Raw genomic sequence first — 15138 nt, 5'->3', positions numbered from 1 at the left:
TCCTAAGAAGGTGCGGGCATGTCAGAAGCGGTAAAAAGTTTGGACAACCTGGAAAGCATTACGACGGAATTTGCACGGTTCGAGCATTTCGTCAAAGTACTGCTGGACGCCTACGTGGTGATTGACGCCCAGGGCCGCGTTATCAAAGCCAACCAAATGCTGGCGCAGGTAACAGGACAGAAGCTGCGTCAGGTCCTGAAGGCGGAAAGCCTGGATTCCATCATTACTTTCTCTTTGGATGGCAAGCCTCTCGGCTTTAAGGAACTCCTTGAATACGACAGCCCCATTCGGATCGATGAAGTGCGGGGCCACCTGGCTGGAAAACCCGAGAACGAAACCCTGAACCTGATCCTTGGGATTTATCCCTTCGTGCAGCAAAGCACGGGTCAGAAACTGGGCTTTTTCCTTTTGCTCCGCGACGTGACGGCGGAAACCAATCTGCAGGATCAATATAAAGACAAGGCGATTCAGTCGATCACCGATCCACTGACCACCCTCTTTACCCGGGCCTACTTTGAAGAGTATCTCCCGAGCCAGGTTTCCCGTATGGAAACCCTGCCTGAGAATGAGCGCTATCATATCTCGGTGGTCATGTGCGATATCGACTTCTTCAAGAAGATCAACGACAAGTATGGTCACCAGGCTGGTGACTATGTTTTGAAAAATGTCTCCCGGATCATGAAACAGACTTTCCGCAAGACCGACGTCTGCTGTCGTTACGGTGGCGAGGAATTTCTGGTGATTCTGCCCGCGGCATCCTTTGAAAACGCGGCGATTGCTGCGAACAAGTTGCGTCAGGCGGTACAGGATGAAGTCATGATCTTTGAAGAGCAGCACATCCCCGTGACGCTGAGTTGCGGTGTGGCCACGATTCAGATCGGCAAGGAAACCTATTCTGAAGCCATGGCCCGCGCGGATGCTGCCCTTTACGACTCCAAACACCAGGGTCGGAACATGGTCTCACTGCACGACGGTGCGAAGATCATCAACACCGCCCGCACGCCGACCGGTTCCTGAGCGGCCCGCATACAGGGCCACGATAGTACTCAGGATCACAAGTCCCATACGAACATCCGAATCATAAAAAGCATTTTGCGTCAGCCCTCCCAGGATGAAAATCCATAGGGTCTGGGGCCCGAGCGTTTTCAGAAAAGCGGGAACGGACGGGTCCTTCAGCACCCGGAAACTGAAAAAAAGCCAGGCCAGGAAAAAGCCCAGAGCAATCAGTCCACCCTCGGCGAGCATCTGGATGTACTGGTTATGAGCGGGATACTTTTTCTTGAAATCCCCTAGACCAATGCGTTCATAATACGGCTGCCGATAATCCAGGCTGATGTGCACACCGTGACCCAGCACCGGGCGCTCCTGAATCATGACCGCATGCGCATGCCAGAAGGCCAGGCGATCATCCGGGTAATCGGAAAAGTGATAGTTTTCCTCGGTGCCATGGATCAGATGCCGGAAGCGTATGGAGACCGGGTTTTTGGTCAAGGCCAGGACGAGGCCGAGGAGGGCCATGATCCCCAGGATCTGCCAGCGACGCCGTCCGGAAAAAAGGTAAAAGACATTCCAGAGAACAAGGGCGGCGGCCAGCGCCTGCACCGTGCGCGACATGGAATAGATCAGCATCAGCGCGGTGCCGACGCCATAGGCCCAGCTCGTCCAGGCGCGCGGTTTTTGAAAAAGCCGGAGGACGGCAAAAGGCCAGATCAATAAAGCGGAATAAGCCAGAGTCAGAGGATGGGAATAAAAACCCTGTGCCCTGGGAATACCACCCGCGACGGGCATGCTGCCCACCCAGCGCCAGGGCCAGAGCGTTTGGCTCAGACAGGCGACGCCCCAGATCACAACCACGATCGCACCGATTTTTTCCAGCCGCTGCAATGTCGGCAGGGACGGTGACGGCAGGGAGCCGGCGAGCCAGGGCAAAATCAGGATCGGGCTAAAACCAATAAAATAGGCGATGGGCTCGGAAGCATTGGCTGGATTGAGCAGGGAACTGATCACATTCCAGACCAGAAAGCCGAGCATGCTAAGGGCGGCCCAGCGCAAAGGACCCGGAGCGGGCCACGCGGGCCTGCTCCGCCTATGGACGAACGAGCGAATGCAGAGAATGACGGCGAGCGTCATGGCTATATTTTGCAAGGCCGGACCGAAGGGAAATGCACAGAGCAGAATCAACAGGACAACGCCACTGACACCCATAAATGCCAGCCTCTTCAATGCATGGCTGGCGAGCCGTTTTTCAGCAGCTGCTCGGCGAGTTCTTCCAGTTTCAGATTCAGAATCTGGCCGCGCATCTGAAAATCGACGGCTTCATACTGAAAGTCGGCCCAGTCGATCGGCAGATAAATCTCCTCATTTTCCTGGGTCAGATACTCGTCGAAGTAGGCATCAATGTAATCGAGAAGGAAGAGCGCCGCCTCACCGCGCTGGAGTTCCTCCTTTTCATAAAGCACCCGCGCTTCCACGGGATAGTAATAGCTGCGATCCTGATTGGACAGGATCACTTTCACGAAGACTCCACGACCTTTGACTTCCGCTTCGACTTTAAAGCTCCGGCCTTTCAAGGCCATGGCATATTTGGATTCCATGGCCTTGGCCAGAGCATCGCAATCATCCTGATTCAAAAAATCAGACTCATGTCCCTGATTCATGTCGATGGCACCTCACTTTGTGAATCATGCGACTGACGGCTGGCACGTGGCAACACGATCAGTCCATGCAATTCCTCATGGATCATATCGATAACGGCATCCACAATCTCATCCAGGCTATCCTTTTCACCGACCCACCAATGAGCCGCTTCTGCCGTGAGGCGCTGCCGCCATTGTTCGAGAACCCGTGGCACATTGCTGTCTTCACCGGCCCGGCGAATCGTGGCCATGGCCGATTCACGCAGGATCAGATCCACAGGCTGATTCAAAGGCAGACCACTCCAGGTGGCAGCATAGAGATAGCCCATGATGGTTTGAAGATTTTTTTCCAGCTGAATCAGCTCCCGCAGGTTGACGATCGGCGCAAAGATAATGCGGTTTTGATCCTGCATCATGCGCATCGGCACCATGGGGAAGCGATTGAAAAGCCCTTTGAAAATCTCACCGGCCTGCAGACCCACATGGGTCAACCAGTGGCGGTCGAGTTCCAAAAGAATCTGGCCCCACTGCCGGGCCGTATAGAAGCGCCGCATGCGTTCGATGCGAGGCCATTGCATGCCTTCGAGGCGTTGGATGACTTCGTCACGCACGACATCGACGAGGCTCAGCCCGACCCGGAACAGCGTGCGGGCGCTTTCGCCCCGAACAATTTTGATCCCGAGTCCCAGATCGCCCTGACCCAGATATTCCAGACCGAGACTGACCAAAGCCTTGCCCTGTTCCAGGAGACGATTGAGGCCGGCAACATCCTCCGGTCCCACCTGCGCCGCAGCACAGAGGGCGTTGGCGAGCTGCAGAAAGCTTTGATGCAGATTATACAGTTCATCGATGGAAACATTCTCTTCCCGCGCGGCAAGGAGCACCGCATCCAGGAAGAGACCCGAGCCACCTTGCAGCGCGAGGCTGGTCAGATCCTGCGATTGTTCCAGCGGCGTCCATTTCCGCAGGAAGGCCGTGTGATCAATCGGCGCGAAAATGCCGAGGCTTTCCTCATAACTGACAAAGCCTTCGTCTTCCAGACGCCCACGACGGAAACGAGCCACCTGAGCCAGCGCTTCACCGGGCGGCTGATACGTGGCATGGCCCAGAACCGCATACGCATAGCGCATGTTGTTTTCCCTGAGCGATTCCATCAGCTCTTCGATAAACGCGACCTCGTCCGGATCCTCGCTCAGGATTTCATAGAACACCCTGTTGCAGGGCATGCGATAGGCCTTTTCCGCGATGGCTTCCGGCAGATCATAGGGATCCTCGACTTCATGGACTTTGAAGAAGCCCTGCAGCGCGGCCAGCTGATACTCTTCATCCAGATCAGCAAAACGCTCATAGAGCTGTTCGCGACTGATTTCGCCAAAGGGCTTGAGGAACTCGAAGAATTTTTTCGGAACCAGTTCATCCTGTGACCAGGCATCGTAGTCGAGCATGCGCTCAACCTGCTCCGGACTCAGGAGTGGCAAAAGATCGAGGACTTCCTCGATGCTCTGTTGTTTTAAGGCATAATAGAGCGCCTGGGTGGGCAGCTCGGGCACGATGTCGGCAGCATTGGGATCGGCAAGGATCGCCTTGAGATCAATACCCGCTAAGAAACCCGAAGGTGGTCCCGGCTCCCAGGCCAAATTTTGATGCCCAGCATCCAGGCTGGCGGCAACAAAGGAGTCAGAAAGTCGATTTTCCATGGGCAGGCTCCCTGGCAAAAGGTCAGGCTGGATCGGAAGGTTTTCCGGTCAAACTTTGATCCTTACACCTGTTTCCCAGGAATGTCCACGTCTTGTTGGATTAGGACAGCACGCCAATCACCACCAGAATGGCGATCAAAACCCCCATCAGGCTCTCGCCCGCAATAAAGCCGGAACCGATTGGAATGACTGACTTTTCTGCCAGTTCCGGACGCTTTTTCTCGAGCCAGAGCGCAATGCAGGCGCCGATGAACATCGCGATGGTATTATACGCCGGCATGGTAAAGGCCAGGCCGAGTCCAACCGGTGAAGGAATGAATTTTTTCCAGCGCGGCAGATAGCGTTCCAGCAGCACGAAGGCAATGCCAAGCAAGCCGCCGACCAGCAAAGCGACCTGAGCTGTCGGATGCAGGGTTTCGAAGCCTTTGACCAAAAGTTCCGCGACGCTTTTCCAGGTTTGAGCCCCGGGTGCGGGCCACTGATCCGAGCCGAGGACATCAGGCGTGGGAATCAAAAGGTGATAGGCTGGCACAACAAAGAGCGAGCCGGCGGCCACACCTAAAAATTGAGCCCAGAACTGCTGCCGGGGATCGGCCTTGAGAAGATATCCGCTCTTGAGGTCGGTGAGCAGATCCGCGGAATGCAGACCCACGCCGCCCGTAACGTTGGCTGTCATCAGGTTGGTTGTGACATTGCCGGCATCCAGCGCCCCAAACGTGATCTGGGTGATCTTGCCGAGGGCTCCGGTGGGCGTGGTATCGGTTTCACCCGTCGCGCGACAGGCCACGATCGCGATGAAAAAGCTCATAAACACCGCAAGGATGCCCATCCAGATTTTGATGTCAAAGAGATACCACTGGAGGAAAATGACGATCGGCGCAAAAATCGCACAGCCGATGAAGAACCAGGTCATCGGCACTTCCCGCGCATCCAGGTCCTGGCTGCTGCCAAAAGCATGAGACACACTGCGCACGGCTCGCACCACCGTTTTCCACTGAAACGCAAAAGCCAAAAGTCCACTGGTTAAAATCATGGCGGACCCAAACCAGACACTCCAGCCGACGATCACGCGATAGCCGAGTTTTTCCTCGAGCACACCGTTCTCATAAAGCCAGGGAGCAAGACCTCCATAGTTGATCACGGCGCCGAGCATCATGCTCCAGGCCGCACGAAATCCCATGATCATGCCCGCACCGATCAGAATCAGACTGCTTTCCAGGGCAAAGGTGTAATCCACCAAAGGCCGGCCGGCGAGTGTAACCCCTGGGATGGTGAATTTAGCAGGGAAGTTGAAGGGAATAAAACGTCCATGCGCATCGCGCAGGAAGGCCAGGACCGCACCGGAGATGCCAGCCCAGGTCAAAAACCTGGCCTGCTTGTTCTCGCTGGCCTCGCCGTGCGCATGCAGAGCCCGCAGAGTTTCCGCCGCGGCCGTTCCCGTGGGAAATCGCAGCTGTTCCACATTGATCATCTGCTGCTTCATGGGAATCGCCATGACCACACCGAGCATCGCAATCATGCTGATCCAGAAAAACATCGACCAGGGGTCCATCGTCTCGCCCGTGATCATCATCAGGGCCGGAATCGCCGCCACAGTTCCCCCGCCGGTCATATAACCCGCGGCACTCGCCACCGACTGCATGGCATTATTTTCCAGCATGCCGAACGCGGAGCGCACGATGCGCAGACGCAGCAGCAGTGAGAAGATGGCAAAGGCCAGGATGCCTGCTGTGATCGAAACACCCATGCTCCAGCCGGTTTTCAGCGAAACATAGAGATTGGATAGACTCATGAACCCGCCGAGCAACATGCCGGCTATGGCTGCGCGAACGGTCAATTGGCGCTGTGGTTGTGCGTGTTGCATGGAAAAGCCTGCCCCACCGGTAAAATCGTGAACACGAAATCCTGACGGCACATGCTTTCGCACGAAAACGCTGAACCTGTTCAGGATAGAACCTGAGGAATCTAGCCGTTTCCCGCGACCTGCACAAAAGAAATTTTGTGCGTTCATTTTTTAAACAGAGATATTCATTTGACCGGTATATTTTTACAGACCGCCAACTATAACATCAGCTATGATGATGCAAACAACTTGAAGGAGAACGCTATGGTATTGAGACCACAGGGGTGGGCTCTGCTTGGCTGTCTGGCATCCAGCCTGCTTTTGAGCAATTGCGCCATCCAAAACTATCCCGGTCAGCCGGGGGTTCGCACGAACGGTTTCGCCAAGATCGATCTGGAAACGGTCGACGAGGTGGGACTCTGGGTCTACGAAGTGACGTACGATAATTCACCGTCGGGTGCAGGCGTCGAGCAGATCGTCACCAAACTTTATCCCAATGCTTACACTTACACCTCCAACGTTCGCACCAACGCCGACGGAACCACCTACCGCCACAAGTTTCCTTACAAGGGCGCAAAGATCGAGATGATCTCCATTCCCAAGGATGCCACGATCATTATGCCACCGGACAGCCAGGTGCAGCTTCTGGTCGACTACGATATTTCGATGGACGAAATCGATGACCGCAACCTGAGCGAGGAAGGCCTTTTCTCCCGCCCTCAGGCCTTTGTCGAGCGCGTCGCGGAACAAACCCGCATGAAGTGGGAGATGCTGCGAGCGGGTGAATTCGTGAGCGGTCGTCTGCACTATGCCATCGGCAAGGTTCGTGTCGGCACCGAGGAGCTGGACTTTGCCGCCGCTCCTGTCAAGCTTTCCACCAACCTGACACAAACCGGCGTGATGCTGAATGTGGGTCCTGAGCAGAAACAAAAAATGACTTCCTTCATCAACGAGAAGTTCCCCAAAGGCTATCAGGGCCCTGTGGAATTGATCCTCACCGATGGCACGAAGTTCAAAACCCATCTCGGTTTGAACACGATCGAGACCGCCCGCGCCGCCGGTAAAAAAATCGTCATTCAGACAGTCAACTGAGGAGCCTGATTTATGCTGAATAAATGGACCCTGCTCTTGGTCTTATGGGGATGGACAGCAGCTCTGCATGCTGAGTCCTATATCATTCTTTTCAAAAATCAAACGAACCTTGTGGTCGGCAATGAAGCTCACAAGCAGCAGATGCAGAACAAGCGTGTCAACAACAGCGCGAGAATCGACAAACTGCTCGCCGCTCTCGGCGTGAGCAAGGCCAGCGTCCGCTATCAGGATCTTTGGCTGGTGGCCGGCATGGAAATGCAGCTGAAGAGTGAGGATCTGCCTCAGATTGAAAAGCTGGATTTCGTGGAGCGCGTGCTCGTCAACAAAACCCGCAAGTACATTGCGCCCGTGACCCGTGACGCTCCGGTTGTGGTCGATCCAGGCTGGGGTCTGCGGCGTCTGAGTGTCGATAAAATCCGTCAGGATTTTCCTGAGATTGGCGGCCAGGGCGTGCGCGTCGGCGTGATCGATACCGGCATTCAAAGCCGTCACCCGGAGTTTGAAAAGAAAAACACGGTCCTCTTCAAGGATTTTGTCAACGGCATCGCTTATCCTTATGATGATAACGGCCACGGCACGCACGTCTCGGGCACGATCGCCGGCGCCACCACCGGCATGGCTCCCTTTGTGGACCTCATCGTGGCCAAGGCTTTCAGCGCAACCGGCAGTGCCAGCGACGCCTGGCTTCTGACTGCGATGCAGTGGATGTACGATCCGGACGGCAATCCTGAAACCGAGGACTTCCCGCACGTGATCAGCAATTCCTGGGGCCTCGACATTCCATTTGATATCAACGATATGGCGGAATTCGAAGCCTTCCACCGCGCGATCATCGCCTGGACCGAGTCGGATATCATTCCTGTCTTTGCCGCCGGCAACAGCGGAACCTCACCCAACGGCATGCCCGGTGGTTTCCCCGAAGTTCTGTCGATTGCGGCCATTGATGCCGTGAACAACATCGCGGAATTTTCCAGCCGCGGTCCCAACTACTGGCGCATCAGCAAAAATGTGTTGAATGTGTTCAAGCCGGACCTGGCCGCCCCTGGTGTGGATATCTATTCGGCGATGCCCGGCAATAGCTATGAATACATGTCGGGCACTTCGATGGCCACTCCGCATGCCACGGGCAGTATCGCTCTGGTACTGCAAAAATCCGGCCGCATGTCGGTCGCCGATCTGAAATCGATCCTGCTCTATTCCATGGAGCCCAAGTTTGATTTTGACTTCGGTTCGGGCATCATCAGTCCGCTGGCCGCCCTGCAGATGCTGAGCGAGCCTGCGAAGCGTTCGCTGTCCCGCTAATCCCAGGTAAACCTGAATCCTGCGGGATTCAGGTTCCTCCCACCTGCAAAAAACTCAAGGTTGAAGGTTCAATTTCAGAATCGACATCCGTGACGCCAATCAATAATGAATGCTCGCTATAAAGACTCTGCTCATAAAGATCCGTCCCTTTTTTATGATATGCCGCCAGACCTTCGACCTTGCCAAATTTTGAGAGTTTGCCTGGCTCATCATCGCCGGGAGCCTGATGAATCGTGCAGGTGCCGTGGCCGGGTTGGTCCATGTTCTCCCACACCAAGAGCCCGGAAAAAATAACCGCACCATCCTCTTGTACCCCCTGGGCATTCTTATATTCAGCCTCAACGGCCACCGGGATAAGAACGGTGCCGCGACCTTTTACAAACCCGAAGAGGGCATCATTCAAGGTCATGGGAAACGGAGTCGCCGCAGGATCCGCAGGTGATGTCACGCGAGGGGTACGGATTCGAACGGTACGCAGCGGCTCAAGCTTAAGCCAAAGCGCCGAGGCTTCCTCGAGATCAAGTTGCTGCGCAGCCTGAAGCGTATGATACCAGGCTGCGAAGTCGAATTCGATCAGCGCGTTGTGTCCATTGCCATTGATGTTGCCGCGATGGTAAAACCCTATCACAAAGCCGGAATCCTCGGGACGAATCGTCACGCCTTCAAAATTGATTTCAGCCGGGCCCATCGCCGTGTCCTCGCCGATCAGGGAGCGGTTCCGCTGCATGTGCAGATAAAAGGGGAGCAGGTCATAGGCTTTCAGAAGATGACCTGCGCTGCTCAGCACCAAAGCCTGAGACCGATAGGAAACGCCCGACGCTTGATACTTCACTATATCCGAACCGGAGGCCAGGACGAGGATCGTGCCGTCCGGCATCGTCGTCATCGCTTCGAAATCCCGTTTATACTTCTTCCGATAGGAATCATAATCGCGCCGGTCATCCTCCCATGCGGCGATGTTTTCCGGCGTATCCACGGGGATGGCGCCAATGGAGGGAGCATCGAGTCCGGTGGCTTTTTGAGGCTCCGTCTCAAGGGCCTGAAGGGTCATGCCATAGGTCGCTAAACCAATCTTCCGCCGGGAATCCTGGGCCACCAGGATGGCAAAGGAATCATCCGTTCCCTGCCGCGCGATGCGAACCCCGGAGGCGGCACGCAGGAAGCTGTCGGCGTCTTCAGGAACTGGATTCAGATGCGTGGAACCGGGGGATGATTCATCGGCAAGAGGAGTCGTACGCGGCTTCGGACCCATCGGATGCCTGGCAAGAGACCGATAGATCCCGTCCTCGGTCTCGGCCAGAGTACAATCAATAGTTTCCTGCGTCGGGCCAGCCAGCATTCCGCTGTGAGCTGAGATATTGCTGCAGGCCCCATGGCTGAAAACGAGGGGAAGGGACATAAGGAGCATAGCGACTTTGGAGTGCGGCATGGAGGTCTCTCTTTCCTTAAATTTCTCGTCGTGACGAGATTAACTGCCATCCCACCCCCACAAAGTCAATGATCGGCCCGACTGGGAAAAAACCTTACCAGCTGCTTCCCACGCCTAAATGAAAAGTGGAAGTCACCGCCACGGTCTGATCGAGGAACACATCCCGCAGCGCGTCGACACTGACACCAAGACTGAGGTCGATATGCGGATAGAGAAAAACACTATGCAGGGATAAACCCAGGGCGAGACCACCTACGGTCTGCTTTTCCGTGAAGTCGCGATCCCCGTAAACGCTGAGCGAGCGCTGCACCATCAGCATTTCCGGCCCGACATGCCATTGCCAGCGGGTTTGAATGCCACTTGCGCGACGGGACAGCCAGGGGATGTCCTCATGTTTGCCGAGCGCCAGCATAATTTTTTGAGCCGTAATGTCCTGATCCGTCATGTCATAACTCTGTCCGGCTCCATCATCCTCCAGGTCGATCACCACATTCTGCCGCCGCGCCGCATACTGCGAGAATTGGGCATGGAAGTTGAAATCGCGCCAGGCCTCATCCTTTTGATAGCTGAGCTGCCACCCGCCCCAGGGTTTGGGTGACCAGCGATCCTTCAAATCGCTGGCCATGAACTGGAGGGCGGTCGGACCCAGCGTAATATGATGCGTGGGCTGACTGACAAAAAGTTCGGAGAGGGAATAGTCGCGCCCCTTTTCAAATTCCACCACCCGATCGAGCACGACTTTTTTGGTTTGGGGGTCCATGATCACCAGCTGATGCTTGCCATCCGGAATGGGCAGGGCGCCCTCTTCCAGGGTTCCCAGCGGGGAACGGTTCACAAACACTTCATACTTTCGAAGCGTCCACTGCCAGGCATACAGAATGGAAGCTCCGACTTTTGTGGACTTGCCGCTGACCAGCACCGGATCCTTGCCCACGAATTCAACCTTGGCCGTCGGATGCTGACTGCCCTGGGTATAGGCGATCACGCGATTGCTGGCATACTGATGGGCCTCCGAGAGCGACACCGCGCCGTCACCGTCGAGGTCGGATTTGAAACCTTCGAGCAGGAAATACGTGTAAACACCGTGCCCCAGTTTTTCGCTCTCGCGCGCTTCCTCGGCCCAGGCACTGGCCGTATAGATGGCCGCACTTTCCACGACGGTATCCTGCGGCTCCTGCATGGCCCCGGCGCGTTGCTGGGCCAGGATGCTCATGATCTGCGGGGTCAGGTAGGCCTTGCCGCCACCGGCATAACAGGAGTCGATGATCAAAGCCTTGCGACGGGAGCGCAATTTTTGAAAACGCTCCAGGAGTTCGTCGATGCCAAGGCCCGTGTCCGGCTGGGCGAATCGGGTGTCACCCATCACCAGAAATTTGCGAAGGCCCAGGCCTCCGGTCTCCGGACGCGGTCCGCTGGCGAGCGTTCCATGGCCGGAGAAATAGATGACGATGGTATCATTTTCGCTGCGGTTTTCCTTTTCCAGCTGGGCAAAGGCATCGAGCACGCGCTGCCGGGTCACAGCTTGGCCCGTGCTTTGTGGCGTCAAAAGCCAGCCGCCATCAAAATTGTTTTTGAGGGACTGGTAAACCGCCGCCGCATCCTTCTCCACATACTTCAGCGTCGGCCAGCGCGTGTCTTCAAAATCGCCGATACCGATCGCCAGAACCAGCTTCTGATCACGGATTCTATCCTGAGCCGAGGCTGTGAGGGACGGCAGGACGCCCAGCATAAGAACGAAGGCCAACCAGAAGTGACGCAAGACTTAAACTCCCTCTGAACGTGGTTCATTGCCCTCTTCGGCCGGATGCAGATCGCTCTGCAGGAGCAGGGGCTCGGCCGTTTGAGGTTCAGGTTCCCTGACGGCGACGACTGGACCCTCCTGACGCGGAGGGATCGGCAGACGCTGCATTTTGCTTTGAAAATAGAGTGGACCAAGAATCAGGGAAGGCAAGGGTTGCCAGCCCGATTCCGGAAATTCCCGACGCAAAAGTCTGAGCATCAGGACCGCCCAGAGAAGATGCAGGAGGACAATGATGCCAGGCAGAAGGGGGGACACCTCCTGAAAGGTGGAGGGCTCGACCAGAACCTGAATCCCGCGTGTGGCCAGAGCGGCTGCAAAGATGCCAAGGGAAAGCCACATCAAGGAACGCGAGGCCATACTGCGTCCTGTTTTGCGCATGCGACGATCAGCATCGGCATACCAGAAAAGAGCAAAGGCGCCACTGCTGAGCACCAGCATCAGCAGCATGAAAAGAATGGAACGTCGCGGCCAGATCATGCGACCGCCGGCCCAGTCATCACTTTGCAGCTGCCAGCCGATGGCCACCAGGAACAGAATAAACAGACCCAGAATCTGAGGAAACGCCACGGTAAAGCGTTCCCAGAAGGACGGTTCATTCTCCGGTTTGTAGGTCACAAAACGTCCGAGCTCCTGACGAACCTCCTCCGCATCCTGAAGATACTGGGCGAGGTCCTGCACGGCCACATGATCCCCGAGGCTTTCCCAATCATGGACGAAGCTGAGAACGCCATCCTTAAAGACTTGATTCATGTGATAGCGAAAGCCGGCATTGATAATCTCCCGCTCCTCGGCCGGCACAGACCAGGGTGCCGGCACCACGATGTCCTGCCGATGCGTGATATGCAAAGGATGCATCTGAGCCACAGGATGCAGGCGCTTCACCTTTTCGGGCTGCATCATATACTGACTGATATAGGCACCGGCCGCTACATCCAGCCGCCAGCTGCCCTCATCGGCCTCCTGCCAAAGCCCGGGGACGACATAACTTTCCGTCACCGTCAGTTCGTTGGTGAGACGATCATCCTGAAACACGGGTTCCTGTTGAATCTCGGCCGCGGGATAAAGCTTTTTGATAAAGTTGGCCAGACTATCGCTTAAAACCGCCGAGCCCTGCGTGGCCAGATCGGAACGCATTTTTTCCGCCTGCCAGCCCGTGAACCGGCTTTTGATGGTGAGCAGCAGAGGCTCCTGGAAATCGCGGCTTTCATAACGCTCGGTGTATTCAATGCGGCCCTGCGGGATGAGCTGCGGATCCTGCTTCAAAAGCTCCTTGTTGCCGTCCACAAGGGGCAGGCCCTGATGCAGATGCGGATAGTCCCTTGATTCCAGCTTGTAGCCCTGATGCTGGAGGGTCCCATCGACCCAATAGAGTTCGCCCGTTTCAGGATCCTTGACCCCTGTGATGACATGGTTGAACGCGAGAGGCGTCGGCGGCTGCCCATCGATTTCCTGCCCCCCTTCGCTGCGCACCAGGATGGGAAAGGCTTCATAGCCCAGCTTTTGAATCAGTCGGGTCAGCAGCAGCGTCTTGTCCTTGCAGTCACCAAATCGTTTGCGCAGGACCTCATCAGGCTGCCGGGGAACAAAGGATCCCGTGCCCAGCTCGATGCCGACATAGCGAATGTCATCCTGAACAAAACGAATGGCCTCCTCCACCTGAGCCTTCTGCTCCCGCACGCGCTCCCGTATTCTTTGGGCCATCGCCTCAACCGCCGCATCGCCGGCCGGCTTCACCTGATAGAAAGGCAGAGCCCAGCGCACGATTTCCTCCCAGCTTTGCCAGTTGCTGAAGGCATAGGTGTCCATCGGTTCCATCCAGGCCGGAACCTGATCCTCTTCGAGCTGCGGCGGCAGCTTGCGCCCGGTCCATTGCGTGATGAGGTGGGAGCCTTCCACGCGCTGCTGAATGGCAATATCCGGTCGACTGACGCTCCACCGCAGTTGCGTCTGGGTGGGCCAGAGCTGACGAATCTGAGCTTCCAGGACCGGCACATTCCAATTCAGATCATGCCGCCCGCTATATTTTTTTCCGAGGAGCGGATGCTGCCCGATGATGCTGTAGGCATAGTCGACGATATCGCCGACCCGCAGATCATGCAGAAGGTAGGATGCCGTCAGGGTTCCATCGAAAATCTGCCGTTCGCTGTCCTTTTCCCGGCGCATCAATTCAAAGTCGCCTGGCCTCAGGATGATGGTGGGCTGATCCTGATCGCGTTTGATTTTGATCGCGTGAAAAATCAGCTTCTCGAAGCCCGGATCAAATTCCGCAATGATCTGACTCAATTCATCAAGCCCAGCGGGATTGTTGATGCGCCCGACCAGCCGGAAATAGGACTGCGGCACGGCGCCGACAAAGGAATCCTGGCGATCCACCAGAAGGTAAGTGACCGGTCCATCAAAGGCACTGACCGATGCGGAGGCGGCCTCATGCGGCTGCACCCAGGCCGGGGTCGGGCCGATGGTCAAAGTCTGAGCTGCCGCGTGCCCAACCCATCCAAGCCAACCGATGAAAAAGAGCCAGATTAGGGGCGATCGCATAAGGATTCCTTTGCAAACCAGACTTAGAATGAGCCGCCCCAGAGCTTCAAAAGCGGCAGGGCACAGGCAGTTCCCAGAAAATAGACGGAGCTGGCCAATTCAACAAGACCAAACAGCTCATCAGCGAGGGTCAGACGCTTTTCCTGTTCCCGGGTTCCGGTCAATAGCCAATCCTCCAGGAGCTGAGTCTGTTCATCATGCAGATCACGGCCTGTCAACTGCCCTCTTTGCTGAAGCTTGATCCAGGTTTCATGCCAGGGTCCGTCCTGACTTTGACCAAGCCAGGCGCTGGTGAATTTTACCTGTAATGCTGTGGAACTGGCGAGGGGATGGGGTTTCAGGCGACTTAACCACAGCATCAGAAGGCCCGCATCACCGAGCAAAAGCAGGAGAGCCGGAGGATTGCTACTGAGCCGCAGAAACCAGGCGCCTTCAAGGATGAGACTGGTCCCAAGGCCCAGGGCTGCGGCCAGGCCGAGGCGCACAGCGGCCCCATAGCCCACGCGCCGCCGCTCCGCATCGGCCCGTTCCAGTGTGCGGATCTGTGTCAAAAGGGATCTAATGGCCTGAGGCTCAAGACGACCGCGCCGCATGAAGGTGTGAAACACAGCTCGAAGCGGCTGGTCCGCGTCGTCCCAGATATACTGTCGCGCCTCCAGGTTTCGCAGGACTTCCTGGCTGGTCTGCAGCCAAAGCCCGAGACCCTGTCGGCCCCGCCAACGCTGAAGTATAAGAAAATGGAGGATGAGAAGAGCAAGCAAAGCATTCATGGAGCAAGGCTTTAGCAGCCCGGCTCGATG

General features: G+C 56.2%; 11 protein-coding genes. 3 read left to right on the top strand and 8 right to left on the bottom strand.

Annotated elements, in window-relative coordinates:
* Positions 1-18: 18 nt before the first annotated feature.
* Positions 19-1017 carry a sensor domain-containing diguanylate cyclase gene (locus OLTU_RS07080; protein ID WP_141732054.1) on the top strand — a complete coding sequence of 333 codons (999 nt, stop codon included), beginning with the start codon at positions 19-21 and terminating at the stop codon, positions 1015-1017.
* On the opposite strand, the gene OLTU_RS07075 is transcribed toward OLTU_RS07080, so the two are convergent.
* The 4 genes from OLTU_RS07075 to OLTU_RS07060 form a co-directional block, all read right to left on the bottom strand.
* Complete coding sequence (locus tag OLTU_RS07075; protein WP_141732053.1) at positions 961-2205, bottom strand: O-antigen ligase family protein; 1245 nt, start codon at positions 2203-2205, stop codon at positions 961-963. The genes OLTU_RS07080 and OLTU_RS07075 overlap by 57 nt on opposite strands.
* A 14-nt stretch (positions 2206-2219) precedes the next feature.
* On the bottom strand, positions 2220-2657 hold the full coding sequence (locus OLTU_RS07070) for a hypothetical protein (RefSeq protein ID WP_141732052.1): 438 nt from the start codon (positions 2655-2657) through the stop codon (positions 2220-2222).
* Positions 2654-4333: a DUF6178 family protein gene (locus OLTU_RS07065; protein ID WP_141732051.1), complete on the bottom strand. Its 1680-nt coding sequence runs from the start codon at positions 4331-4333 to the stop codon at positions 2654-2656. Before OLTU_RS07065 ends, OLTU_RS07070 begins: the two co-directional genes overlap by 4 nt.
* A 100-nt stretch (positions 4334-4433) precedes the next feature.
* A complete protein-coding gene (locus OLTU_RS07060) occupies positions 4434-6197 on the bottom strand; it encodes an OPT family oligopeptide transporter (RefSeq protein ID WP_176736406.1) in 1764 nt (587 codons plus the stop codon).
* A 243-nt stretch (positions 6198-6440) separates the two neighbouring features.
* On the opposite strand from OLTU_RS07060, the gene OLTU_RS07055 reads away from it, so the two are divergent.
* Together OLTU_RS07055 and OLTU_RS07050 are read left to right on the top strand one after the other, a co-directional pair.
* Entirely contained in the window at positions 6441-7268 is an 828-nt protein-coding gene (locus OLTU_RS07055; RefSeq protein ID WP_141732049.1) for a hypothetical protein, read from the top strand.
* A gap of 12 nt (positions 7269-7280) precedes the next feature.
* Entirely contained in the window at positions 7281-8570 is a 1290-nt protein-coding gene (locus tag OLTU_RS07050) for a S8 family peptidase (protein WP_141732048.1), read from the top strand.
* A 28-nt stretch (positions 8571-8598) separates the two neighbouring features.
* Here the strand turns inward: OLTU_RS07050 and OLTU_RS07045 are convergent, their stop codons facing one another.
* From OLTU_RS07045 to OLTU_RS07030, 4 genes are all read right to left on the bottom strand, one after another.
* Complete coding sequence (locus OLTU_RS07045; RefSeq protein ID WP_218109891.1) at positions 8599-9969, bottom strand: DUF6929 family protein; 1371 nt, start codon at positions 9967-9969, stop codon at positions 8599-8601.
* Positions 9970-10093: 124 nt separating this feature from the next.
* A complete protein-coding gene (locus OLTU_RS07040; RefSeq protein ID WP_141732046.1) occupies positions 10094-11758 on the bottom strand; it encodes a caspase family protein in 1665 nt (554 codons plus the stop codon).
* A 3-nt stretch (positions 11759-11761) separates the two neighbouring features.
* Complete coding sequence (locus OLTU_RS07035) at positions 11762-14338, bottom strand: DUF3857 domain-containing protein (RefSeq protein ID WP_141732045.1); 2577 nt, start codon at positions 14336-14338, stop codon at positions 11762-11764.
* A gap of 23 nt (positions 14339-14361) precedes the next feature.
* Positions 14362-15108, bottom strand: coding sequence for a hypothetical protein (locus OLTU_RS07030; RefSeq protein ID WP_141732044.1), 747 nt, complete (start codon positions 15106-15108; stop codon positions 14362-14364).
* Positions 15109-15138: the final 30 nt, after the last annotated feature.

Origin of the sequence: Oligoflexus tunisiensis, assembly GCF_001748245.1 — a bacterium.
Taxonomy (GTDB): Bacteria; Bdellovibrionota_B; Oligoflexia; order Oligoflexales; family Oligoflexaceae; genus Oligoflexus; species Oligoflexus tunisiensis.
This window is presented reverse-complemented; position numbering and strand designations above follow the sequence as displayed.

Excerpts from the sequence above, each read along its gene's own strand:
- OLTU_RS07080 (WP_141732054.1), top strand. The coding sequence starts at position 19 with ATGTCAGAAGCGGTAAAAAGTTTGGACAACCTGGAAAGCATTACGACG.
- OLTU_RS07075 (WP_141732053.1), bottom strand. The coding sequence starts at position 2,205 with ATGGGTGTCAGTGGCGTTGTCCTGTTGATTCTGCTCTGTGCATTTCCC.
- OLTU_RS07070 (WP_141732052.1), bottom strand. The coding sequence starts at position 2,657 with ATGAATCAGGGACATGAGTCTGATTTTTTGAATCAGGATGATTGCGAT.
- OLTU_RS07065 (WP_141732051.1), bottom strand. The coding sequence starts at position 4,333 with ATGGAAAATCGACTTTCTGACTCCTTTGTTGCCGCCAGCCTGGATGCT.
- OLTU_RS07060 (WP_176736406.1), bottom strand. The coding sequence starts at position 6,197 with ATGCAACACGCACAACCACAGCGCCAATTGACCGTTCGCGCAGCCATA.
- OLTU_RS07055 (WP_141732049.1), top strand. The coding sequence starts at position 6,441 with ATGGTATTGAGACCACAGGGGTGGGCTCTGCTTGGCTGTCTGGCATCC.
- OLTU_RS07050 (WP_141732048.1), top strand. The coding sequence starts at position 7,281 with ATGCTGAATAAATGGACCCTGCTCTTGGTCTTATGGGGATGGACAGCA.
- OLTU_RS07045 (WP_218109891.1), bottom strand. The coding sequence starts at position 9,969 with ATGTCCCTTCCCCTCGTTTTCAGCCATGGGGCCTGCAGCAATATCTCA.
- OLTU_RS07035 (WP_141732045.1), bottom strand. The coding sequence starts at position 14,338 with ATGCGATCGCCCCTAATCTGGCTCTTTTTCATCGGTTGGCTTGGATGG.
- OLTU_RS07030 (WP_141732044.1), bottom strand. The coding sequence starts at position 15,108 with ATGAATGCTTTGCTTGCTCTTCTCATCCTCCATTTTCTTATACTTCAG.